General features: G+C 67.9%; 22 protein-coding genes. 10 read left to right on the plus strand and 12 right to left on the minus strand.

Annotation, left to right across the window (positions count from 1 at the left end; genetic code table 11):
• Positions 1-183: 183 nt before the first annotated feature.
• The gene (locus C1A30_RS25125) at positions 184-1,077 is read right to left on the minus strand and encodes a cyclase family protein (RefSeq protein WP_101951033.1); all 894 of its coding nucleotides are present in this window, start codon (positions 1,075-1,077) and stop codon (positions 184-186) included.
• Positions 1,064-2,410 (minus strand): MFS transporter, encoded by a 1,347-nt coding sequence (locus tag C1A30_RS25130; protein WP_160112787.1) that lies wholly within the window; start codon positions 2,408-2,410, stop codon positions 1,064-1,066. The genes C1A30_RS25125 and C1A30_RS25130 overlap by 14 nt, the downstream gene beginning before the upstream one ends.
• A 191-nt stretch (positions 2,411-2,601) precedes the next feature.
• Here C1A30_RS25130 and C1A30_RS25135 point away from each other — a divergent pair, with 191 nt between their 5' ends.
• On the plus strand, positions 2,602-3,411 hold the full coding sequence (locus C1A30_RS25135) for a DeoR/GlpR family DNA-binding transcription regulator (RefSeq protein ID WP_235010184.1): 810 nt from the start codon (positions 2,602-2,604) through the stop codon (positions 3,409-3,411).
• A gap of 37 nt (positions 3,412-3,448) precedes the next feature.
• Here the strand turns inward: C1A30_RS25135 and pdxA are convergent, their stop codons facing one another.
• From pdxA to C1A30_RS25155, 5 genes are read right to left on the minus strand one after another with little or no spacing between them, the layout of a single operon-like run.
• Entirely contained in the window at positions 3,449-4,480 is a 1,032-nt protein-coding gene (gene pdxA / locus C1A30_RS35840; RefSeq protein ID WP_200828423.1) for a 4-hydroxythreonine-4-phosphate dehydrogenase PdxA, read from the minus strand.
• Positions 4,481-4,534: 54 nt separating this feature from the next.
• Positions 4,535-5,974 (minus strand): four-carbon acid sugar kinase family protein, encoded by a 1,440-nt coding sequence (locus C1A30_RS35845; protein WP_200828424.1) that lies wholly within the window; start codon positions 5,972-5,974, stop codon positions 4,535-4,537.
• An 18-nt stretch (positions 5,975-5,992) separates the two neighbouring features.
• A complete protein-coding gene (locus tag C1A30_RS25145; protein ID WP_101951036.1) occupies positions 5,993-6,544 on the minus strand; it encodes an LOG family protein in 552 nt (183 codons plus the stop codon).
• Positions 6,541-6,888, minus strand: coding sequence for a PfkB family carbohydrate kinase (locus C1A30_RS25150; protein ID WP_235010185.1), 348 nt, complete (start codon positions 6,886-6,888; stop codon positions 6,541-6,543). The genes C1A30_RS25145 and C1A30_RS25150 overlap by 4 nt, the downstream gene beginning before the upstream one ends.
• 33 nt (positions 6,889-6,921) lie before the next feature.
• Entirely contained in the window at positions 6,922-7,986 is a 1,065-nt protein-coding gene (locus C1A30_RS25155; RefSeq protein ID WP_101952867.1) for a zinc-dependent alcohol dehydrogenase family protein, read from the minus strand.
• A gap of 216 nt (positions 7,987-8,202) precedes the next feature.
• On the opposite strand from C1A30_RS25155, the gene C1A30_RS25160 reads away from it, so the two are divergent.
• Positions 8,203-9,531, plus strand: coding sequence for an MFS transporter (locus tag C1A30_RS25160; RefSeq protein WP_142392660.1), 1,329 nt, complete (start codon positions 8,203-8,205; stop codon positions 9,529-9,531).
• 10 nt (positions 9,532-9,541) lie between these two features.
• Here C1A30_RS25160 and C1A30_RS25165 read toward each other — a convergent pair whose 3' ends face one another.
• Positions 9,542-11,521 (minus strand): hypothetical protein, encoded by a 1,980-nt coding sequence (locus C1A30_RS25165; protein ID WP_142392661.1) that lies wholly within the window; start codon positions 11,519-11,521, stop codon positions 9,542-9,544.
• A gap of 238 nt (positions 11,522-11,759) precedes the next feature.
• Here C1A30_RS25165 and C1A30_RS25170 point away from each other — a divergent pair, with 238 nt between their 5' ends.
• The 5 genes from C1A30_RS25170 to C1A30_RS25190 all read left to right on the plus strand — a co-directional run bounded on the left by C1A30_RS25170 (position 11,760) and on the right by C1A30_RS25190 (position 15,506).
• Entirely contained in the window at positions 11,760-12,197 is a 438-nt protein-coding gene (locus C1A30_RS25170) for a hypothetical protein (protein ID WP_101951040.1), read from the plus strand.
• Between the two features lie 109 nt (positions 12,198-12,306).
• Positions 12,307-13,437, plus strand: coding sequence for a 1,4-beta-xylanase (locus C1A30_RS25175; protein ID WP_200828425.1), 1,131 nt, complete (start codon positions 12,307-12,309; stop codon positions 13,435-13,437).
• A 75-nt stretch (positions 13,438-13,512) separates the two neighbouring features.
• Positions 13,513-14,151 (plus strand): HD domain-containing protein, encoded by a 639-nt coding sequence (locus C1A30_RS25180; RefSeq protein ID WP_101951042.1) that lies wholly within the window; start codon positions 13,513-13,515, stop codon positions 14,149-14,151.
• An 18-nt stretch (positions 14,152-14,169) separates the two neighbouring features.
• A complete protein-coding gene (locus tag C1A30_RS25185; RefSeq protein ID WP_101951043.1) occupies positions 14,170-15,087 on the plus strand; it encodes an NADP-dependent oxidoreductase in 918 nt (305 codons plus the stop codon).
• Positions 15,084-15,506, plus strand: a complete 423-nt coding sequence (locus tag C1A30_RS25190) for a cupin domain-containing protein (protein WP_101951044.1) — start codon at positions 15,084-15,086, stop codon at positions 15,504-15,506. Before C1A30_RS25185 ends, C1A30_RS25190 begins: the two co-directional genes overlap by 4 nt.
• On the opposite strand, the gene C1A30_RS25195 is transcribed toward C1A30_RS25190, so the two are convergent.
• Positions 15,503-16,471 carry a GlxA family transcriptional regulator gene (locus tag C1A30_RS25195; RefSeq protein WP_101951045.1) on the minus strand — a complete coding sequence of 323 codons (969 nt, stop codon included), beginning with the start codon at positions 16,469-16,471 and terminating at the stop codon, positions 15,503-15,505. The genes C1A30_RS25190 and C1A30_RS25195 overlap by 4 nt on opposite strands.
• A gap of 58 nt (positions 16,472-16,529) precedes the next feature.
• Here C1A30_RS25195 and C1A30_RS25200 point away from each other — a divergent pair, with 58 nt between their 5' ends.
• Both C1A30_RS25200 and C1A30_RS25205 read left to right on the plus strand, forming a co-directional pair.
• Positions 16,530-17,105: a TetR/AcrR family transcriptional regulator gene (locus tag C1A30_RS25200; RefSeq protein ID WP_101951046.1), complete on the plus strand. Its 576-nt coding sequence runs from the start codon at positions 16,530-16,532 to the stop codon at positions 17,103-17,105.
• A 76-nt stretch (positions 17,106-17,181) separates the two neighbouring features.
• Complete coding sequence (locus C1A30_RS25205; protein WP_101951047.1) at positions 17,182-17,775, plus strand: DUF308 domain-containing protein; 594 nt, start codon at positions 17,182-17,184, stop codon at positions 17,773-17,775.
• On the opposite strand, the gene C1A30_RS25210 is transcribed toward C1A30_RS25205, so the two are convergent.
• Entirely contained in the window at positions 17,751-18,587 is an 837-nt protein-coding gene (locus C1A30_RS25210) for a class I SAM-dependent methyltransferase (protein ID WP_200828426.1), read from the minus strand. The genes C1A30_RS25205 and C1A30_RS25210 overlap by 25 nt on opposite strands.
• 150 nt (positions 18,588-18,737) lie before the next feature.
• Between C1A30_RS25210 and C1A30_RS25215 the strand changes: the two genes are divergently transcribed.
• Positions 18,738-19,793, plus strand: a complete 1,056-nt coding sequence (locus C1A30_RS25215) for a glycoside hydrolase (RefSeq protein WP_101951048.1) — start codon at positions 18,738-18,740, stop codon at positions 19,791-19,793.
• 13 nt (positions 19,794-19,806) lie between these two features.
• Here the strand turns inward: C1A30_RS25215 and C1A30_RS25220 are convergent, their stop codons facing one another.
• Both C1A30_RS25220 and C1A30_RS25225 read right to left on the minus strand, forming a co-directional pair.
• Positions 19,807-20,829, minus strand: a complete 1,023-nt coding sequence (locus C1A30_RS25220; RefSeq protein ID WP_101951049.1) for a fused (3R)-hydroxyacyl-ACP dehydratase subunits HadA/HadB — start codon at positions 20,827-20,829, stop codon at positions 19,807-19,809.
• Positions 20,830-20,912: 83 nt separating this feature from the next.
• Positions 20,913-21,557: a class I SAM-dependent methyltransferase gene (locus C1A30_RS25225; protein WP_101951050.1), complete on the minus strand. Its 645-nt coding sequence runs from the start codon at positions 21,555-21,557 to the stop codon at positions 20,913-20,915.
• Between the last annotated feature and the right edge of the window lie 41 nt (positions 21,558-21,598).

The following is a 21,598-nucleotide window of genomic DNA, read 5'->3' on the forward strand; positions in this document are numbered from 1 at the left end:
AGCAGAAGGAAGGCAATGACGGGCTCTTGGGAATCCCCATTTCCTGTTAGGAACTGGGTCGACTCGGCCTTCGACCGCACCACGAACAGGTGTGCTCTGAAGAATGAGACGAACCGCGGATGTCATCAGGTGAGGCTCGTTGTGCTGCCGCAGCTTACGGCCGAAATCTCGTAGTCCTATGACTCAGGCGACCGCGACCGGGCGAACCATCGACCCGGTGGCTCCCGCGATCTTGAGCGGAAGGCAGACCAGGGCGAACTCGTAGGCCTCATCCCGGGCCAGGTCTTCGAGGAAGGCGTTCTCCAGCAAGTGGACGCCGCGCTGACGCAGCGCGAAGTGGTGCACCGGGTGCGGGTTGGCCGGGTCGGCCGACGGGATCTGCTCGACGGTGGAGGTGTCGGAGCCCAGCACTGCGCAGCCAAGGTCGTCAATGAGCCAGCGGGCGCCGTCCAGGTCGATACCTGCCCCGTCGGTGGCCGCGTAGCGCTGCCGGTCCGGCCATACCGACATCAGGCCGGTACGCACCAGCACGCAACTCTTGGGCGGGATCTCGGTGCCCTGCGCCTTGGCCACTTCGGCCAGCACGTCGCGGCCGAGGCCGTAGCCCTGTGGTAGGTACGGCTCGCCGAGGTGCCCCGCGGCGTCGAGCAGGACGCCGCGGGTGATGATCGGCGGGATGGTGGCCGCGTCGGCCCGCACGGGGCCGAAGTCTCCGCAGCAGTCGGTTGCTGAGTATCCGCCGTACCACGTGTCGTCACCGTCCGTGATGTGGCAGAGGGCGTCAAGATGGGTGCCGGTGTGCATGCCGGTGATCATCAGCTCGGTGACCATCCCGAGGCCGGCCGCGTTGCGCTCCGGCGCGAAGAGGGGGACGTCGCCGCCCAGCCGGACGCCATGCGGCGTGCGATACGGCGTCAAGCTGAAGGTCGGGTGCCCGTCCCACTGCGGCATACCGACGAACCGGCCCGCATCGAGGTCGTAGACCCGGCCGGTCCTGGCCGCGCCGAGAGCGGCAAGCACGTCGGCGGGGCCGAGGTCACCGACGCGGCCGATCTCAGCCGGGTCAGGCTCGCGCAATCTTCTCTCCTCCGAGTCCGTCACCGACCGAGGCGGCCGACGCGGCCGACGCGGCCAGCGGGGAGTCGTCGTCTTCCTGGAAGTCGAGCCTACGGCCCTTGGTCTCGACGCCCGCGATGACCATCGGGATGGGGATGAGCGCCAGCAGGATCACCTGCAACAGCCAGAACAGGTTCCAATTGCCCGCGCTGACCAGGCTCGGCCCCCAGTAGGCGGAGGCGCCGTAGCCGAGCATCCACTCGGCAACCACGGCCAGGCCCATGCCGACGCCGCGGATGCGGGTGGGGAACAACACGACGAAGTAGGCGGCGGTGACACTCCAGCCGAGCTGGCGGAAGAAGCCGGCGATGAACAGGTAGGACGCCACCGGCAGCGCGCCCTGGTCGAACGGCGCCCGCCAGATGAGCAGGGTGAACGGCACCGCGATCCAGACGAACGGCAGCAGCCACTTGGCCGATACCTTGTCCATGAACCAGCCGCCGAACACCGTGGAGACCACCAGCGCGACCTCGTAGGCGTAGGTAATGGTGTCGCCGGACACCGATGGGATCGGCTGGCCGGTGATGCCGCCGTGGGCGTACCAGGCTGGATAGGAGAAGTCCCAGGCGCCCTGCGGTGCGCCGATGAGGAAGGCTACGGCCAGGGCGATGATCGTGTACCTGAGTTGCTTCTTGGTGAACAGCGCGCGGAGGCCCTGGGTGACCTCACCGGCCGCGCGGTCGCGCACGGAGGCGATCTTCGTCCAGGCCGGTGACTCGTGCAGTCGCAGCCGAACGAGATAGGACAGCGCGGCGAAGCCGAACGAGGCGAAGTAGGCCCAGCGCCAGCCGAGGGCCGTCGGCGAGGCAAATGTTTGGGCGAAGACGTTGGCCAGGCCGAAGCCGACACCGACGCCGGCTTGTGTCCCCGCCAACAGCAGCGAGCGGCGCTTGACCGGGGCGAACTCCGAGAGCATGGCCAGGCCCAGAGCCCACTCGCCGCCGGAGAACAGGCCGGCCAGAAACCGGACCACGAGCAGCTCGGGAATGTTGTGCACGAACCCGGTGAGCCCGGTCATGATGACGGTGCCGAGGATGCCGTAGAGGAAGGCCCGCTTGCGGCCGATGAAGACGTCGCTGAAGTAGCCGAGGACCAACGCCCCGAGGCCGAGGCCGACGGCATACAGGAAGAACGCATTGCCGATTGACCCCGTGCTCACGTGCAGCGACGCCGCCATGGGCTCCTGGACGAAGCTGACGATCTGCAGGTCGAGTGCCGTCACCGACCAGCCGAGGAAAACCGTCAGCCATACCAGGAACACGCTGCCCGACGACGACTTTGTGCTGTCGCTCACCCACACCTCCTGTGACTGGACCGCGTTCCACGGCGGCACTATTCTGTTGCGCAAATTGCGCATAAATTAGCAATATTGCGCGTTCTGAGCAATATCTAGGCCCTCGGAGAATCGCTGCGGCCGGCACGGCCGATATGCTCCATGTCAAGCGGCAGACGACCGCAGGCGCGTTCAGAGGGGAACCGGCGGCAGTGACGGCGGGTAAGGGAACCGGGCGGCTCAAGGCCAGTGCGCGCCGTGACCAGATCAAGCGGCTCACGTCGGCGCAGGGCCTGGTCAACGTGGAGCAGCTGGCGGAGTCCTTCGACGTGACGCCGTCCACCATCCGCCGTGACCTGTCGTTGCTCACCGAGCGGGGCGAGTTGGCCCGCACCTACGGCGGAGCCATCGCCACCAGCGCCGGCCGCGAAGCCACGCTGGGCCAGCGCGCCGCGATGGCCACTGCGCAGAAAGAGCAGATCGCCCGACTGGCCGCGACGTTCGTCGCCGACGGCGAGACGGTGATCCTCGACGCCGGCACCACCACTGGCCGGCTGGCACGCCGGCTGCGCGGACGCGACGCGCTCACCGTCATCACCAACGGGGTGACCACGCTCGGCGAGCTCGCCGACGCCCAAAGCGTGCACATGGTGTGCCTGGGCGGCGACCTGCGCCACATCAGCCAGGGGTTCGTCGGCCCGCTCGCGGAGCTGAGCCTGTCCCGGCTGACGGCGGACCGCGCGTTCCTCGGCGCGGACGCGCTGCACCCGAAGTTCGGCATCTGCGAGGCCAGCGCGGTGCAGACCCGGCTCAAGGAGCTGATGATGAACCGGGCCGACCACGTGTACGTGCTGGCTGACAGTTCCAAGCTCGGCCAGGCGCCGTTCGACGCGTGGGCGCCGATCGAGCGGCCGTGGACATTGATCACTGACGGCGACGCCAGCGCGGAGCAGTTGGCGCCGTTCCGCGCGCTCAGCGGGGCCACCGTGCTGGTGGCGGGCGACGGCGACGCCCTGCCCTGAGCGGCGGGCTGGCCGCTCCACCTCGCCCTACCCTGGGCTACGCCGGTGCGGCTGCGTCCCTGGCTGTGGCCAACTGAGCGGCCTGGCGCAGCGCCTCGATCAGGCTGAGGTGATCCGCCTTACCCGTCCCGGCGATGTCGAACGCCGTGCCATGGTCCACCGAGGTCCTGATGACCGGCAGGCCGACCGTGATGTTGACGCCCGCCTCCAGACCCATGACCTTGACCGGGCCATGACCCTGGTCGTGATACATCGCCACCACCAGGTCGAAGTCGCCCCGCCCGGCCCGGAAGAACACCGTGTCGGCGGGTAGCGGGCCCTGGGCGTCGATGCCCTCGGCGCGGGCCTGCGCGATGGCCGGCGCCACCTTCTGCTCCTCCTCACCGCGGCCGAACAGGCCGTTCTCGCCCGCATGCGGGTTGATGCCGCACACGGCAATCGTCGGGTTGGCGATGCCTGCCCGAACCAGGGCTTCGTGCCCGCGCTTGATCGTCCGGTAGACCAGGCCGGGCTCGATCTTGTCCACCATGTCGAGCAGGCCGATGTGCGTGGTGACGTGGATGACCCGCAGCTTCGGGCTGGTCAGCATCATCGACACCTCGGGCGTGCCGGTCAGCTCGGCCAGCATCTCGGTGTGCCCGGGGTAGACGTGTCCGGCCAGGTGCAACGCCTCCTTGTTCAGCGGCGCGGTGCAGATGGCATCGACCCTGCGCTCGACGGCGAGCGCAGCAGCAACGCGAATGGCCTGGTAGGCGGTTTCGCCGCCAACCGCCGACAGCTCGCCGAACGGCAGCTCGGCCGGGACCAGGTCCAGATCGATGACTTCGACGGTGTCGGGCTTGCCCTGCACGTCCTGTGGGCCGTCGACGTTGACGATCTTGCTGTTCAGGCCGCAGACGGCAGCCGCGCGGGCCAGTCGGTCCGCGTCGCCGATCACCACGGTCCTGCAAATGTCGGCCACCGCCGGGTCGGCCAGGGCCTTGACGATGATCTCCGGCCCGATGCCCGCCGGGTCGCCCATGGTGATGGCAACGAGCGGGCGAACGGCAGTGAGGTCAGATTCGGGCACGGAGGCCTTCCTTTCGGTGAGTCCAGCGCCTGGAGTCCGGCGTGGGTGGGCCTGCTAGCCGGCATCGCGGCCGTGCAGGAGGTCGAGGGATTGCGCGAGCACTCGTTCGCCGCCGAATGCGCCGGCCTTGGTCACCACCGGGCGGTCGTCGTGGCCGGCCAGGCAGACCGGCACGCCCGTCACCACCTCGCCGACCGGGCACAGCACGCTCACGCCGCAGGCGGCCAGCACGGCGAGCGCAGTGTCGCCCCCGGTAGCGGCGATGCCTCCCACCTGGTCGCGGAACCGGCCGGCCAGGGCGCCGAGCGCTGCGGAGACTACCCGGCTGATGACGGGGTCGAGCACTCGGCTACCGGGCGCGTCCTGCGCTACCAGGCCGATGGCGACGTCGCAGCCTGCGGCGATGGCTTCGCCGATGGCCTGCGCAGCGCTGGCCACATCGTGGCCGGCGCCGGCGCGGTCGTCGAGTATCGCGGCCGGGTGTACGCGGATTACTCGGACGCCCGGCCGGGTCTCCAGGTAGCGCAGCTGCGCCCCGGCGGCACCGGCGGCGCTGCCCACCACGACCAGGGCCGGCGCTTGCGCCCAGGCGTTCCCGGGTCCCGGCAGGGCGCAGGGCTTTGCGCGGGACTTGTCGCCGGTGTGTGCACCGGGCTGTTCGCCGAGAGTGGCGGCGAGGTGGGCGGCGAGGCCCGCGGAGCCGGCCCAGAGCAGGTGCAGGCCGGTGAGGGCGCCGGCGGCGGCTGTCGCGGCCAGGTCGTCTTCTGACTCGGCATCGCACACTATGACGTCGGCCGCCCCAGCGGCGGCGGACAGCCGCTCGGCAGCCAGTCCGGAGCGGATGTCGGCCAGCGGCAGGGCGGCAACGCGCAACCCGGCGGCGCGCATCATGGCGGGCAGGTCGGCCGGGCCGCGCATCCCCTGGGCCTGCCACGTCGAGGTGTCCTCGAGCGGCATACCGCCCAGGAAGCCGCGCCCGCCCGACACGGTGCGCCCGTGGGCGGGAAACGCCGGGGCGAGCACGGTCAGGTCCGGACGGACGCCCTGGATGGTCGCCGTCAGCTCCACACCGAGGTGGCCGCGCAGCGTTGAATCGATCTTCTTGTACCAGAGGGCGGGGCGGCGCCGGGCCAGGGCGGTCACCGCATCCGTCACGAGGGCGGAGGCTTCGTCGGCGCCCCGGTCGCGCGAGTCGGTCGGCAGCACGACGGCCTGCGCCCAGCCGGGCGGCTCCACAGCCGCGTCCAATTGGATGGCCACGTCGAGGCCGGCACGGGCGAAGCTGACCCCGGTATCCGCGCCCCCGGACAGGTCGTCCGCGATCACCGCAACCGCAAGTCCAGGTCGCTGCGCTGCACCAAGCTCTGTCACCGATGCCGTCACCTCCACCGCGCCGCCGACGTCGAGCCCAGGATAACAAAACTGCGCGTTGTGCGCGGTTCCCCCAGAAACCGCGCTAAACACGCAACAGCGCTGGTCGAAGTCTGTCGCCAACTAGCGCCGCCCAGACGCTTACCCCCGCGGAACCGCTCTGCGCTCGCAGGCGGTCAGGGCCAGCTGGATCGCGTCAAGCGCCGCTGGCACCGTATCCGCCAGCAAGGGCAGGTCGAGATCCTCCTGCCCCACGACGAGGGCCTCGCCGATCTCGGCGAGCAGCCTGCGCCACGGCTCGCCCAACAACACCAGCCCTGGCGCGCGCGGTTCGGTCTGCAGTGCAGCCCACGCGCCGGTGATCTCGGCGAGTGTGCCGATCCCTCCCGCTGCCGCGACGACCACATCCGCGCGCATCAGCTCGGCTACCCGCTCCGCGTAACTACCGCACCAACGCAACTCGGTGGCAAACGGCGTCGGGGTCAGTTCGGTCCAGCCGCGCATCGGCAGGCCGATGACTGCCGCACCCGCGCGTCCGGCACCCTCGCTGGCCGCGCCCATCAGACCGCCGTAGCCGCCGGTGAGCAGCGTCCAGCCGCGGGCGGCGATACCTGCGCCAAGCTCGAAGGCCTGCTGCCATCGCGGATCTGGAGCAATCAGCCGGGCCGAGCCGACCACCGCGACGACGGTCACAGTGTGCTCCCGACAAGCGCGGTGGCGCCGACCCGGCGGACCGACTCGGCCGCGATCGCGCACGCCGTTTTCACCGCCTGGCCCAGGCTGGCGCCGCGGGCCAGCCGACCGGCCAACGCGCCGCAAAACGTGTCGCCGGCTCCGGTCGGATCCACCGCTCGTACTCGAGGCGCGGCCACGATACGGTCGGCGAGCAGGGCGCCGCGGGCGCCGAGTTGGGCGCCCACGGCCGCCACCCCCGCCGCACGCAAGACCGCCAGCGACGCGGCCGGATCCTGACACCTACCGGACCTACCGCGATCGCCACCGGGTCGAGGCCACCGGCCGTATGCTTCGACGGCCACGTCACAATCGCGAACACTATGCAGGAAGTGCTGTCAGTCCGTACCCGCGGGTTCAGCGCGCGATGGGCGTGGGTTGATGAGCGTTATCCCCGCGGGGGATGCGTTGTCGAAGGTCGGCAGGAGTGCGGCGGCCTCTTCCAAGCCGATGATGTGCTCGATCAGGTCCTGGGGGCGCAGGTCACCGCTATCGATCATGGCGAGCATCTCTGGATAGTCGGCCGCCGCCATGCCGTGGCTGCCGAGGAGATCGAGCTCCCACGCGATGGCGCGAGCCATCGGAACCCGTGGATGACCGCTCACCGGGGGCAGCAGCCCCACCTGGACGTGGCGACCGCGGCGACGCAGGCTGAGGATCGAGTCCTCACACGTTTGCTCGAGGCCGACGGCGTCGACTGCCACGTGGCTGCCGCCGTCGGTGATCTCGTGCACCCGGGCGGGAACGTCCGAGCCCTCGGCGACCAGGATATGGTCGGCCCCAAGGGCTTTCGCAGCGTTCAGCGCGCCGGCGGTGCGGTCGACAGCAATGACGTTGGCGCCCAGCGCCTTGGCGATCATCACGGAGCTCAGGCCCACCCCGCCCACGCCGACCACGGCCACCCACTCGCCGGCGCGAAGGCGGGCGCGGGCGGTCAGGGCACGGTAGGCGGTGGCAAACCGACAGCCCAGGCTCGCAGCGGCCTCGAACGACACTGAGTCCGGAATGGCTACCAGGTTGGTGTCGGCGGCGTGCAGGGCGACGTACTCGGCGAACGACCCCCAGTGCGTGAAGCCAGGCTGCTCTTGGTCGGGGCACACCTGTGCGTTCCCGGATTCACACCATTGGCACCTTCCGCAGCCGCACACGAACGGCACCGTCACCCGGTCGCCCACCGCCCACTTCTGCACCCCGAGACCCACCGCCGAGACGACGCCGGCCAGTTCGTGTCCGGGCACATGCGGGAGCGCGATGTCGTCGTGGCCGGCCCAGGCGTGCCAGTCGCTGCGGCACAACCCAGTGAAGTACACGTCCACCACTACGCCGCCGTCGGGCGGCAGGGGGTCGGGCACCTGCCGAATGTCGAGGGCTTCGCCGACGCGGTCCATCATCATTGCGCGCATAGCGCCCATCTTTCCGATCAATGGCGCCAACCCGGCCAGCCGGAACGTTTCGTCGGTCAAATGACGCTGAAATATCGCGCCCCTCGCGTTGTAGGTGTTGAAGGACACATGACTGATTGACAGGTCGCGTAGATCACTGGTTGACTGGCTTATCCAATGATCCATTAGGTCACCGGCGACGCGGTGCCCCGTGCGACGCCAGAATCGAGAACCGCAGTGACGATCAGCCAGGACCCGACGCACGCAGTAAACGCTGACACCACCACCCGCGTAGATGATCCAGCACGGTTGACGAAAACGCAGCGCAGAGCGTTCTGGGGATCCTTCGGCGGCTGGGCGATGGATGGCTTCAACTGGACCGTGTTCGGTCTCGTGCTGGCCCCGACCATGGTGGCGTTGCTGCCGCGTGAGGGCATTGAGCCCACCGCCGCCAACATCGGGTGGTACGGCCAGATCAGCGCAGCGATCTTCCTGCTCGGCTGGGGCTGCTCCGCGATCTGGGGACCCATCGCCGACCGCTTCGGACGGATGCCGGCCATGACGGCCTCGATCCTGCTCTACGGCATCTTCACCGCACTGGCGGGCGCAGCGACCAACGTATGGGAGTGGAACGCGTTCCGGTTCATCGCCGCCATCGGCATCGGCGGTGAATGGGCCATGGCAGGCACCCTGCTGTCGGAGATCATGCCCGAGCGGGTGCGCGCCCGATTCGGCGGCGCGATGCACTCGGCCGCCTACTTCGGCGTCCTCGCCGTGTCCGCGCTCTACCTGGTGGCAGGCCCGCAACTCGGCTGGCGCGGCATGTTCCTCATTGGCGGCATCCCAGCGTTGGCGGTTTTCCTCATCCGCCGCGCCACACCCGAGCCGGAGCGTTGGCAGCAGCACTCCGGCGAAGTACGTCGGCAGTCCTTCTGGCAGCCCGTCGTCGACGTGCTCAGCCCGCCCTACCGAGGCCGCACCGTGGGCAATCTGCTGCTGCTCTCGGTGTGTGTGATCGGGTTGTGGGCCGGCTCGACCTATGTTCCGACCGCCATGACCGCGCTGGCCGAGCACGCCGGGTACGGCCACGACGGCACGGTGCGCCTCGCCGGGCTGTCGGCGATGACGGTCGCGGTCTTCACCATCGTCGGCTGCTTCCTCGTTCCGCCGCTGGCCGACCGGTTCGGACGGCGCCGCACACTCGCGGCGCTGTTCGGGCTGCTGGCGATCGGTGCGATCGGCACTTACGGGGTGGGCTATCCGCTGCAGTCGATCGGTCTGACCTTCGCGTTCCTGCCGGTCCTCGGCCTCGCAGGCGCCAACTTCGCGGTCTTCACCATCTGGCTGCCCGAGCAGTACCCCACCCGCATGCGCGCGACGGCGTTCGCCTTCACCACCACCCTGTCCCGGTGGGTCGCCGCCGTCGGCACCTTCCTCATCGGCTACGGCATCCACGCCACCGGAGGGCTGGCCATCCCGATCAGCCTCACGGCGGTGGTGTTCCTGCTCGGCATCGGCCTGGTCCGTTTGGCGCCGGAAACCAAGGGCCAGGTCCTGCCGGACTGACTCGAAATCGTCACCTACACAACGGCATTGCGCATCGAGACGACTGGCGCGGCGCGGGTGCCTGCCGCGGTGCGGGTGATTGACGCGGTGCCGGCGCCTGACGTGGCGCTTGACGCGGTGCCGGTGCCTGCCGTGGCGCGGGAACAGCCCGTGGTGCAGGCGCTTCGCGCGGCGCCTGACGTGGTGCGGGCGCTTCGCGCTCGGACGGCGCTTGTCGGGCGGGCCGATCCGGAACCTGCTCCCGCGGGGCGGGCGCTTGTTGCACGGGTGCCTTTTGCGCCGGCGCCTCGGGAGCCGGCGCGGCATGCTCTTGCCGATCCGGCGCCGCGGCGCGGTCGCGCGGTTCCGGTTGCGGCGCCTGCTGATCCGGGTTCGTCTGTGGTGCAGAGCGTTCCCGCGGGGGAGCCGCCTCGGGGTTGGGTTGGGGCCTGGCATCGCTAGGCACCCCGTCGTTCGGCGGGCCCGTCCTGCCGGGGGACCTCGCCTGATCCGGTGTGCGCACCGGCTGCCTGACCTTCGGCGGTGTGTAAGCGGGCACCGGCGACAGTTTGGGTGCACTGAATCCCTGTGACACCTTCGACGGCGGTGCGATCGGCGCGGATGCCGTCAAAGCCGGTGGCGCAAACGATGTTTGACGGTTCGCCCCTGGCGCTGCCGGTCGCTTTCCGAGCACCGACGTCGGGGCAGAGCCGATGGAGACCGTGGTCCGCGGGTTGAGTTCGCGGCTGAAGTCACGCACCGACTTGTCCCTGAGGTCCTTCATCAGTGACCCGGAGTTCCTCGTCGCCTTGTCCGTCGAGATGAACTGCGTCAGCGACGCTTTCAAATTCACCACCGGCGTGGACACGTGCGCGTTGACGGCCGTGGCGGCCAGCGGCGCCCAGTCCCGTTTGAGCGGATTGTGCCAATCCCGGTTCCTGTTCCAGTTCTGGTACTGATCAGGATTGAATCCCCGTGCGTGATCCCACTGCGTGCGGCGATACACCGGGTCGTTGTTCCGGAACTTCCACTGGTAGTACTGCTCGTACCGGTGGTGGCGGTTGTACCAGTCCTGATTACGCGGATCACCGGGGTGACCGCGGCGTTGGCCCCATTCGTTGCGGCCGTCGCGGTCCCAGCCATGGCGGTCATAGCCCGCCCAGTTGTAACCCACCCAGTTGTAGCCCCAGCGGTCATAGCCCCACCGGTCAAAACCCCAACGGTCGTAGCCCCACCGGTCGAAGCCCAAGAAGTCGTAGCCGTACTCGTTGTAGCCGCTGAGGTCGTAGTTGTACCAGTCGCCGGGGTCGTAGCCGTAGAGCTGTCCCCATGACGGGTCGTAATAACCCAGGTCTTCGAGGTCCGGTGTCAGCGGCGGATCGTACGGTTGCGGCCAGTCGGCCTCCGGCGCACCCGGAACGCCTGGCGGCGGTGCGGTCGCGGATTCGTCGGTGATCGGGTATCCCCAGGAGGGCGCCGCATCCGTCGAGTCCGGCGGCGGGTTGCCAGGGTCGGCAACCGGCGGCGCGTCAGGCGGCGGCGCAGGCAGGGGAGGCAGTTGCTGCACCGAGTCGGGCGTGTACTGCAGAAGTTGTTGTGTCAGTTGTAGATACAGGTTCTGCAGGCTTGTCCGCTCTGGCGATGGCGACAAGTAGTCCAGATCCTGCTTGGCCTGATTGAGCGACGTACGCGCACCGGTCAGCTCGTCAGGTGTGGGCTGTTGGCCGCTGCCGAGAATGTCCTGTGCCTTCTTCAGATCGCTGACCACCGCGGCCAGCGCCACATCCTGGGCGTGCTCGGGAAAGACCGCTTTCTCCGCACCCCACAACGCGCCTCCCGGCGAGGCCTCGTACGTTGCGCCCAGCACCCCTGCGACGAGGGCCACAACCAGTCCGGCGGCGACCGCGATCCTGCTCCGACGCGACCGCGGTATCAACCTGCGCCACCGTGACGGCGGCGCGGCCGACGGTATGTGGTCTTCGCGGGCGGGTGGGGGACTCAGAGTCGTCATACCAACCTCCTCAACGACCACCGGGTGGCGCGACTTCACGCACCACAACTACTAAGCACAACTAAAATTTACGTATTCCCGATACCCGGCCCCACCCTTCGGGCGGGACTCATCACCAAGCCACAGGTCACGCATAGACACCCACAGAAACAAACCGAAATCGCCTCCGCGACCGCCCCTTTGGCAGCCCGACGAATTGTTCGCTAACGCCGGACCCGCCACCGCCGATAACCCAGGCATGACCCCGTTCCGAGCCGTCGGCGTGTTCGCCGCGACGGTTGCTGCGCCATGGTGGTGGCTGCCGACGGCCCACGCTGAAGCGTTCGCTCAACTGGATCCGGTCCCGGTGCTGGCGTCCCCGACGTGCGCCGGCCATGTCAGCGCCGAGGCGCAGGTGACGCCAGTGCCGGTGGGCGATCGTGTCGAGAACGGCGTGCGCGTCGCGATCCACTACGACGCCGGCGTCTATGACGGTTCCTGCGCACTCACCGTGACCGCGGCCTGGACGAACCTCGACACGGGCGCCTCAGGCAGCAAAGACATCACCGCGGTATCGACGATCCACGGGCACTACGGTTTCATCGGCTACGCCAACACCACGTTCGACACCGGCAGCGGCACAGTCGTCGTCACGCTCAGCTCACACCCGGGCGCCGAACTCCGCATCACCCCGTGATTGCCGGAAAAGACGAACGTCAGCGTCATACATAACGATTCAAAACCTGTTGTGTTGCAGGTTGACCCGGCGGGCCATTCAGGCCCACCGCGGACACTATCTTCACCTGGTGCACCGGCGAACGGCTCTGAAGCTCCCGCTGTACCTCGCGGCAGCTGCGACATTGAGCAAAGTTCCGCTGGCTTCCGGTGACACGGGTCGTTGGCCGGCCGACCGCGCCAACGCCTGGTACGCGAAGCAGGGTTGGCTGCTTGGCGCCAACTACGTCACCTCGAACGCCGTCAATCAGTTCGAGATGTTCCAGCCGGACACCTACGACCCGCGCCGCATCGCAGGCGAACTCAGCGTCGCGCAGCGCATCGGGATGAACACCATGCGGGTGTTCCTGCATGACCAGCTGTGGGCCGCAGACCAGGCCGGCTTCAGCCGCCGCCTCAGCGACTTCGTCAGCATCGCGGCGAGCCGCAACATCAAGCCGCTGTTCGTCCTGTTCGACTCCTGCTGGGACCCGCTCCCGCGAGCGGGCCGCCAGCGCCCGCCGATCAAAGGCGTGCACAACTCCGGGTGGGTGCAGAGCCCGGGTGCCTACCGCCTGCAGGACCCGGCCTACACCCCCGTCCTGCAGAGCTACGTCACCGGCGTGGTGGGCCTGTTCCGCAACGATCCCCGCGTCCTCGGCTGGGACGTGTGGAATGAGCCGGACAATCCGTCCGCCGATTACCGCAAGGTCGAAGACCCGGACAAACAACAACTGGTCGCCGCGTTTCTGCCGCACGTGTTTCAGTGGGCACGCGCCGTCAACCCGATCCAGCCGCTGACAAGCGGTGTGTGGCAAGGGCATTGGCGGGACCCGGGCAGCCGCAGCGCGATCTGCAGTGTGCAACTCGAGCAGTCGGACATCATCAGCTTTCACAACTACGGAAATCCCGACGAATTCGAGGCCCGCATCGACGAACTCGCTCCGCTCGGCCGCCCGATCGTGTGCACCGAGTATCTGGCGCGCAGCCTCGGCAGCACTGTGGAGGGGATCCTGCCTGTCGCCAAGCGACGCAACGTCGGCGCATACAACTGGGGCTTCGTCGCGGGCCGGACGCAGACGTACTTGCCGTGGGATTCCTGGAAGCATCCCTACACCACGATGCCCAAGACATGGTTCAGCGATCTGATCCACCCCAGCGGACAGGCCCACGACGACAACGAGATTCGCCTCATCCAGAAGCTCGCCAGCCAACGCGCCTAGCGACGTCCGCATTTGAGGGGTTTCTGGCTGAAACAAGGCGGCGCGGCCCACCCCCGCGGCCGCAGCATTGATGGCATGTCCGAAGTAATCGCAGGGGTGGAGGTACCCGAAACGGCCGCGGTTGCCGAGTCGACCCGCATCGCCTCGGAGATGACCAGCCCGCTGCTCTACCACCATTCGCGCAGAGTGTTCCTCTTCGGCCGGCTACATGCCCGCCGGCTGGGTCTGACACCTGATCCCGAACTCCAATACGTCGCCGCGATGTTCCACGACACCGGTCTGGTGACACCGTTCTCAACCGCCGAACAGCGTTTCGAGGTCGACGGCGCCGACCACGGCCGCAAGTTCCTGCTCGACCGCGGCTTCTCGACCGCGGCGGCCGACACCGTCTGGGCGGCCATCGCGCTGCACACGACGCCCGGCATCCCGGATCGGATGGGCCCCGAAATCGCCACCACCTATCTCGGCGTGCTGACCGACGTGATCGGCTACGGCCTCGACGACCTCAACGCTGACGAGATCGACGAAATACTGGCCGTCCATCCGCGCGGTGACTTCAAAACCGCGTTCCTGCAAGCGTATTTCGACGGTTTCAAGCACCGCCCGGAAACCACGAACGGCACCGTCAACGCCGACGTGGTGGAGCACTTCATCCCCGACCACCGGCGAATCACCACTGTCGAGCGCATGCTCGGCGCACCCTGGCCGAGCTGACGAGAACAAGGAACCGATATGAAAGCCATCACGGTGCACGACCGTGACGCCGGTGTCGCCGGCCTGACGTTGACCGATATCCCTCACCCCCACGCCGCCGAGAACGACGTGATCGTGCGCGTTCACGCCGCTGGATTCACGCCGGGTGAATTGGACTGGCCCGCCACCTGGACCGACCGGGCGGGCCGCGACCGCACGCCATCTGTGCCCGGGCATGAACTGTCCGGAGTCGTCGTCGAATTGGGTTACGGCACTACAGGTCTCAGCATCGGCCAGCGCGTGTTCGGCTTCGCCGACTGGTGTCGCGACGGTTCGCTGGCCGAATACACCGCTGTGGAAGCGCGCAACCTCGCCCCGCTACCCGCCGACATCGGCTTCACAGAGGCTGCGGCACTGCCCATTTCAGGCTTGACGGCGTGGCAGGGCCTGTTCGTCCACGCCGACCTCACCGCCGGCCAGACCGTACTGATCCACGGCGCCGCGGGCGGAGTGGGGTCCGTCGCCGTACAGCTTGCCCTCGAAGTAGGCGCTCGGGTGATCGGCACCGGACGGACCAAGGACCACGACGTCGTCCTCGGCCTCGGCGCACACGCATTCCTGGACATGGAAGAAGACGCACTGGACAGTGTCGGGGAGGTCGACGTGGTCTTCGACGTCCTCGGCGGCGACGTCCTCGAGCGCTCCGCTGCATTGGTCCGGGCGGGCGGCACCCTGGTGAGCATCGCAATGCCGCCCACGGCGCGTCCCAAGGACGGCCGCGCCGTGTTCTTCGTCGTCGAACCGGACCGCGCTCAGCTTGTCGACCTCGCCCAGCGGGTGCGCGACGGACGGCTGCGGCTTCTCGTCGGCGACTTGCGACCGCTCGACGAGGCCGTCGACGTCTTCACCAGTGGCCGACGTTCGCCCGGCAAGACCATCATCGAGGTGGCGAAGTGAGCCGGAACCGACTCGCAGCGAGTCTGCTTGCCATCCCTATCGCGGGCGTGATCGCCGCCTGCGGCACCTCTGCCGCGCAGCCCGAGTCGGAACAGGAGAGCTTGGCGCTCTTGTTCACCCAGGCGTTGCCGAACGTGCCGGGCAAGACCTTCACCTCCGCAATCGTCACGTTTCCGCCGGGCGTCCATGCGGCGCCCCACCGGCACGGCGATGCTTTCGTCTACGCCTACGTGCTCGAAGGCGACGTGAGCAGCCAGGTCGAGGGCGAGCCCGCGCGGGTCTATCACCAAGGCGACAACTGGTCCGAGCAGCCCGGCGCGCACCACGTGGCAACTGAGAACACCAGCCAAACCCAGCCGGCCAAACTGTTCGTCGTCTTTGTCTCCGACACGGGCGCCCAGCTCAAGACCGACGACTAATCCTCGGCGGCGCGGCGAGCCGTGCTGAACCGGCGCTGATACGCCGCGGGGCTGATGCCCAGCTTCCTTGCGAACACCCGTCGCATGCTCTCGTAGCTCGGGAAGCCGGCCAGCTCCGCGGCTTGCGTCGCGTTGTGCCGTTGGTCGAGCAGTGCCCTGGCCATGTCGAAGCGGATGTCCTCCACATACCGCGCCGGCGTAGTGGACAGTTCATCGCTGAACAGCCGTGTCAGATGGCGGGTGCTCACGTTGAGATGCTTGGCGAGCGCACCCAGCGAGTGATCCCCGTGCGGGTCCGCCGTCACCAGGTCGGTGATGGACCGCAGCGCCGGAGACCGGGGCGGTGGCCCTTGCAGCGGCGCGGAGAACTGCGACTGGCCGCCCGAACGCTGCATGTACACCACCAGCGAGCGGGCGACGTCGCGAGTCAACTCGGGGCCGTGATCCTCTTCGAGAAGCGCGAGCGCCAAATCGATTCCGGCGGTCACACCCGCCGACGAGTACGTGTTGCCGTCGCGGACGTAGATCGCATCCGGTTCGACGCGGCACGTCGGGTAACGGGAGGCGAGTTGGTGAGCGACCTTCCAATGCGTGGTCGCGCGCTTACCGTTCAACAGGCCCGCGGCAGCCAGGATGAAGGCGCCCGTGCAGATCGACGCCACCCGACGCGCCCCGGCGGCCGGTAGCCGGGCAGCCTCGGCGAGCGCATCCGGCACAGGGGTCCGCGGAAAGCGGTCGGACCCCGGCACCAAGTAGGTGTCCGGTTCGGTGTCGTCGCAGACCGCGCCGTCGACGTCGACTTTGAAACCGAGATTCGATGCGACGGACTCGCCGGTCGACGACACCAGCGCGATCTGGTAGTCCGCCCCGAACCGGTTCGACTCCTTGAACACTTCCGCTGGCCCGGCGACATCCAACAGCGTCACGCCGTCGTAGACGAAGATCGCGACGCGACGCACCGGCATGCACTGATTATCGCCCGCCGGTTAGACGCCCTACCTACTAGAAGGTAGGCTACTGCGCATGGCCACGACAACGCCCGAAGCGATCCTGCGAACTGCGCGTACGTCGATCATCACGGGCGGTTACAACGGATTCAGCTATGCCGACATCGCTTCGGTGGTCGGCATTCGCAAGGCGAGCATCCACCACCATTTCCCCACCAAGTTCGACCTGGTGCGGACGCTGGTGAAGCAGTACCGCGAAGAGGCCGAGATGGGGCTCGCACTGATCGAACGTGACGTGCCGGATCCGCTGGGCCAGCTGCGCGGCTACACCGGGTATTGGGAGTCCTGCATCGGCGATCCCGAAACCAGCTACTGCCTGTGCGCGTTACTCGCCACGCAGATTCCCGTACTCCCAGACGAGATCGTGGTCGAAATCCGCGGATACTTCCAGGCGCTGTCGGCCTGGCTGACCGCGGTGCTCGAACGCGGTGTGCGGCAGGGCAGCATCGCGCTGACAAAAGACGCCCACGCGGAGGCCGAGGCGTTGATGGCGACGGTGCACGGCGCCATGTCGTCGGCGCGTGTGTACGGCGACCCGAAGTTGTTCGGCGCAATCGTGGGCGCGGTGATCGACCGGCTGATCGCCGAATAAGTAAGTCACACAAGAGCTTCCGAAGCCGCACGACGCGTCTTCGGTGGATCCCCTATGCGAACGGCAGGAATATGAGATGACGACGAAGACAACCGTACAAACGCCGAACACCGTCGAGGGCAACGCCTGGCTGAAGAACTACTATTTCACCCGAGCGGCGTTCTCCATCGTGTGGGTGGGCGCCGCCTTTGGCCTGGCCCACCGCACCCCTGTGGTGGCGGCGCTGCTGCTGATCTACCCGGCATGGGATGCCCTCGCCAATCTCGTTGACGCGCAACGCAGTCACGGTCTCCGGCAGAATCCGACGCAGTCGTTCAACTTCGCGGTCAGCGTGGTGACCACGATTGCCGTGGCGATCGCCCTGACGCAGAGCATGAACGCCGTGCTCGCCGTGTTCGGGGTGTGGGCCGCGCTCGCGGGCATTCTGCAGCTTGCCACCGGGGTGCGCCGCTGGAAGGGCTACGGGGCACAGTGGCCCATGATCATCAGCGGCATCCAGTCGGCGGCCGCGGGTGGCTCGTTCATCGTGAAGGCGAACGGAGTGGAGATCCCGCAGATCACCGCCATCGCCCCCTACGCCGCCTTCGGTGCGTTCTACTTCCTGCTGGCGGCGGTGTGGTTGACCGTCAGGAATGCGCGCTCGGCTCAACCGAACTCGAGCAGCGTGTAGGCACCGCGGTACTGCTTGGTCAGCTTCAGTTGCCAAAAGGCGGGAAAAACCGTGTTGAAGAAGAACCCCCGGCCCCGTGGCATGGGTAGATCGCGTACGGCGCGGATACCCGGCACGGTGTGCGCCAGTTCAGCCAGTTGGGCCTGCGACAGGCTGAACGGCATCGGGGGCACGCGGTAGTGACGCGTCGAGCGGATGCCTTTCGGCGCGAACTTCTTCACCAGCACCGGCGGCAGATCGAAGACCATCTGGCCGCCGGGAAACCGGTTGGCGCACGCGGCGATCAAGCCCATCGCTTCCTCGGGTTGCAGATACATCAGCAGCCCTTCGGCGGTGATGAACACGCCGCGATCAGTCTCGATCGCATCCATCCAGCTGAAATCCAGAGCGGATTGGGCAAGGTACTTGATCCGCGGAGACGCTGGCAGCAGCCGTTGCCGTAGCCGGATGATGGGTTCGAAGTCGATTGTGACCCAATTGAATTGGCTATCCGCAAGGGCGCTGTTCAGACGCCAGAAGCTGGTCTGGAAGCCCTCCGCAAGGGCGACCACGGTCGCCGAGGGGTGATCCGTCAGGTACTGAAGTGCGGCACGGTCGAAGGCCAGCGAGCGTAACGCCATCTCCTGGCCCTTGCGGCCGAACTTGTCGAAGTCGAAGTCGATCGATTCGACAAGCCGGATCGCCATCGGGTCCTCGATGATGGCGTCGCGCAGGCTTGCCTGATGTGCCCTGCCGTTGAGCGTCAGCAATGCCGTCTCGGAGACCCCGGTCAGCATGCTGGCGTCCGCCCTGTCCGGGTCGTCAGAGTGCATGTACCGAAGCTACCGAGCCGTGTCGACCTGGTGAGCCCAGCCGGCTGATTAGACATGGGCGGTGTCAGTTCATAGCCTGTCCGAGACATACCCAGACATATGTAGCCGGGCCACAGTCGGTCCCTGCAACGAAGGATCGTGACAATCCGAATGAGTCGGGCTCTTCGGCAGGCGGTGGGTGGTCTCGCTGCTGGGGCGCTGGTGCTCGCCATGTCGATGGCGGGCGACGTCAACGCGGACCCGGCGGCTGACGCGCTCGCCAAACTCAACGAGCTGTCCCGTCAGGCGCTGCAGACGCGCGAGGCGGTCACGGCTGCCCAGCGCGACGCCGACGCAAAACTGGCTGCGCAGACGGCCGCCGAAGACCGCCACCGCGCCGATCTGCGGCTGCTCGACGTGGCGAACGCCCAACTCGCGCCCATTCAAGTCGCTGCCGACCGGATTGCGGCGATGGAGTACATGAGTGGACGCACCGGTTCATCGGCAGCGGTGCTGACCGCCGCTTCCCCGCAACAGCTGATCGACCACCTGTCGCTGCAGCGGGCGGTGCTCACGCAGACGGCGGACCAGATGCGGGAGTTCAAAGCGGCAGGGGCGCGAGCCGCGGCCGCTGCCAGGGCCTCCGAGGTGTCGGCCGGCGACGCGAAAGCCGCGGCCGAGCAGTCTGCGACGGTGCGCGCGGATCTGCAGGGCAAATACCGCGATCTGCAGCGTCAGATCGCGGCGGCGGAGGCGCAGTACGCGGCGTTGACGCCGCAACAGCAGGCGGTGATCGACGCCGCGATCCCGCCTCCGATTGCGCCGGCCGACCCGCCGGTCCTCGCGATGCCAGGACCATTCAGTGACATCCCGGAGGCGTTGCCCGTCGGCGTCGCGAACGAGGCCGGGTTGCAGGCCAACACCGTGCTCGTCGCCCGCGCCGTCAGCGCGCGGTTCCCACAGATCGCGACCATCGACGGGGTGCGGCCGGACTCCAAGCCGTGGCACCCCAACGGCCTCGCCATCGACATCATGATTCCGAATCCCAGCAGCCCCGAGGGCATCGCGCTGGGAGACGAGATCAAGGCGTTCGTGATGGGCAACGCGGCGCGATTCGGTCTGCAGGATGTGATCTGGCGCGGCACGTACTACACGCCGGCAGGCCCGCAATCATCGGGATACGGCCACTTCGACCACGTGCACGTCACCACGACACCACGCCGCTGACCGGCCGGCGGCGTCAGCGGAAGCGCATCTGCATCGTCGCCAGGCCGAAGATCTTCTTGTCGTCGGACTTCGCGCCGACGATGACCACGCCGGTGCGCGTCGCCGGGTCCAACGACTTGATCCGGCCGCTGAACTCGATATCGGCGCCCTCGGCGGCAGACACGATCGCAGGCGCCGACAACCGCACCGCATAGCGGGTGACCGCGCCGGGGTCGCCCGACCACGCCGAAACGAACCCGGCTCCCAGACCCATCGTCAGCATGCCGTGGGCGATCACGTCGGGCAGCCCCGCCAACTTCGCGATGCCCTCGTCCCAGTGGATCGGGTTGGCGTCACCCGCCACTCCGGCGTAATTCACCAGATCGCCGCGGGACAGCCGCATATGGCGTGCGGGTACTTCGTCGCCCACCTGCACGTCGTCGAAGGACGGCGTGCCCGGCGTGCGGGCGGAGTCGTCGGCGATGCGGACCTCGCCCTCGGGACGGACGGTCTTCTGGTAGTCGGCTTCGCCGATCCCGAAGATGTCCACGTCGTGCATCATCGCGTTGTGCACGGCCGATTTGATCTCCGGATTGAGATCCTCGGCGGTCACGCCGACCACGGTGGTGTGCAGCGTGTGCACCCGTTCCCCCGCGGTGTCGGTGAAGGTGTTGGTCACGGTGATCAGGTCACGGCCCGCGAACCTGCGCACCGACGTCAGTTCCACATCGACGTGTAGTTCGTCGCCCGCGACGATCGGGCGGTGCTGTTCGAAGACCTCTTCGGTCTGCATGTAGGTGTCGTAGCCGACGACCACCTGCTCGAACATGTGCCGGTTGCACGTCATGCCGGGCGTCGAGGTGAAGGTCAGCGGCGCGACCAGGTCGGAATAGCCGAGTTCGGCGGCGGCGGCGACGTCCCAGTGCGCCGGGTGGTAGTCCTGCACGGCGCGCGCGTACTCGCGCAGCTTCTCGCGGCCGACGAGGTAGGTGCCGTCCATCTGGTAGTAGTGGCCGACCCGCTCCTCGAGCGCAGACGATTCTGTTGGTGCAGTCATGGATTTGCTCTACTTTTCCGTCGGCTTTTCGCTGGGGCCGACCGAAAGACAGTAACGCGAGCAGACTGCGCCGTTACCCGCGACTACCGGGTGGCGCGCCCGATCGCCAGCGGGTGGACGACCGCGGGCATCCCGCGCCACACCGCGTCGTCGGCCTCCACGCTGAACCCGCAACCGCGCATCAGGTCCAGGGTCGGGCGGTTGCACACGCATCCGCCTGCGAAGCCCCGCCAGGGGCGCATCAGCAGGTCCTGCCACGCCGCCAACAGCCGTGAGCCTGCGCGTACGTGTTCGATGAACAGCAGCTGGCCACCGGGACGAAGGACGCGAGCGATCTCGCGCAGCGCGCCTTGCGGATCGTCGACCGTGCAGAGCACGAGGGTCGAAACGACCGTGTCCACGCTCGCGTCCGGCACCGGCAGCCGTTCCGCAGGCGCGTCCACGACGCGTGCGGGCAGTGACAGGCGCTGCAGGCGCCGGGTGAGTTTGCGCTGCATACCCGGCTCTGGCTCGGTGAGGATGAGCTCGTCGACCGCGTCGGGGTAATGCGCGACGTTCAATCCGGTGCCTGCGCCGATCTCGACGACCAGCCCGCTGGCCGCGGCCACCAGCGCGCGCCGCCGCCGTCGCATCCCGGCGATCTCGCCGAGCCAGAGGAACGGGTCGTACAGCACGGCGAAGGCTCGCAGCCACGCCGAGCTTTTGGCGTCGATGGCGATATCGGTCATGGGAGATGAATCTATGAACAGCGCGGCTCCGCCAGCATCCC

The organism is Mycobacterium sp. 3519A (assembly GCF_900240945.1).
Classification (GTDB): Bacteria; Actinomycetota; Actinomycetes; order Mycobacteriales; family Mycobacteriaceae; genus Mycobacterium.

Excerpts from the sequence above, each read along its gene's own strand:
- C1A30_RS25155 (WP_101952867.1), bottom strand. The coding sequence starts at position 7,986 with ATGCGCGCAATGATGATGGACCGCGTCGGCGAAGCCCTCGACATTCGG.
- C1A30_RS25165 (WP_142392661.1), bottom strand. The coding sequence starts at position 11,521 with ATGACGACTCTGAGTCCCCCACCCGCCCGCGAAGACCACATACCGTCG.
- C1A30_RS25170 (WP_101951040.1), top strand. The coding sequence starts at position 11,760 with ATGACCCCGTTCCGAGCCGTCGGCGTGTTCGCCGCGACGGTTGCTGCG.
- C1A30_RS25180 (WP_101951042.1), top strand. The coding sequence starts at position 13,513 with ATGTCCGAAGTAATCGCAGGGGTGGAGGTACCCGAAACGGCCGCGGTT.
- C1A30_RS25185 (WP_101951043.1), top strand. The coding sequence starts at position 14,170 with ATGAAAGCCATCACGGTGCACGACCGTGACGCCGGTGTCGCCGGCCTG.
- C1A30_RS25195 (WP_101951045.1), bottom strand. The coding sequence starts at position 16,471 with ATGCCGGTGCGTCGCGTCGCGATCTTCGTCTACGACGGCGTGACGCTG.
- C1A30_RS25200 (WP_101951046.1), top strand. The coding sequence starts at position 16,530 with ATGGCCACGACAACGCCCGAAGCGATCCTGCGAACTGCGCGTACGTCG.
- C1A30_RS25205 (WP_101951047.1), top strand. The coding sequence starts at position 17,182 with ATGACGACGAAGACAACCGTACAAACGCCGAACACCGTCGAGGGCAAC.
- C1A30_RS25210 (WP_200828426.1), bottom strand. The coding sequence starts at position 18,587 with ATGCACTCTGACGACCCGGACAGGGCGGACGCCAGCATGCTGACCGGG.
- C1A30_RS25215 (WP_101951048.1), top strand. The coding sequence starts at position 18,738 with ATGAGTCGGGCTCTTCGGCAGGCGGTGGGTGGTCTCGCTGCTGGGGCG.
- C1A30_RS25220 (WP_101951049.1), bottom strand. The coding sequence starts at position 20,829 with ATGACTGCACCAACAGAATCGTCTGCGCTCGAGGAGCGGGTCGGCCAC.
- C1A30_RS25225 (WP_101951050.1), bottom strand. The coding sequence starts at position 21,557 with ATGACCGATATCGCCATCGACGCCAAAAGCTCGGCGTGGCTGCGAGCC.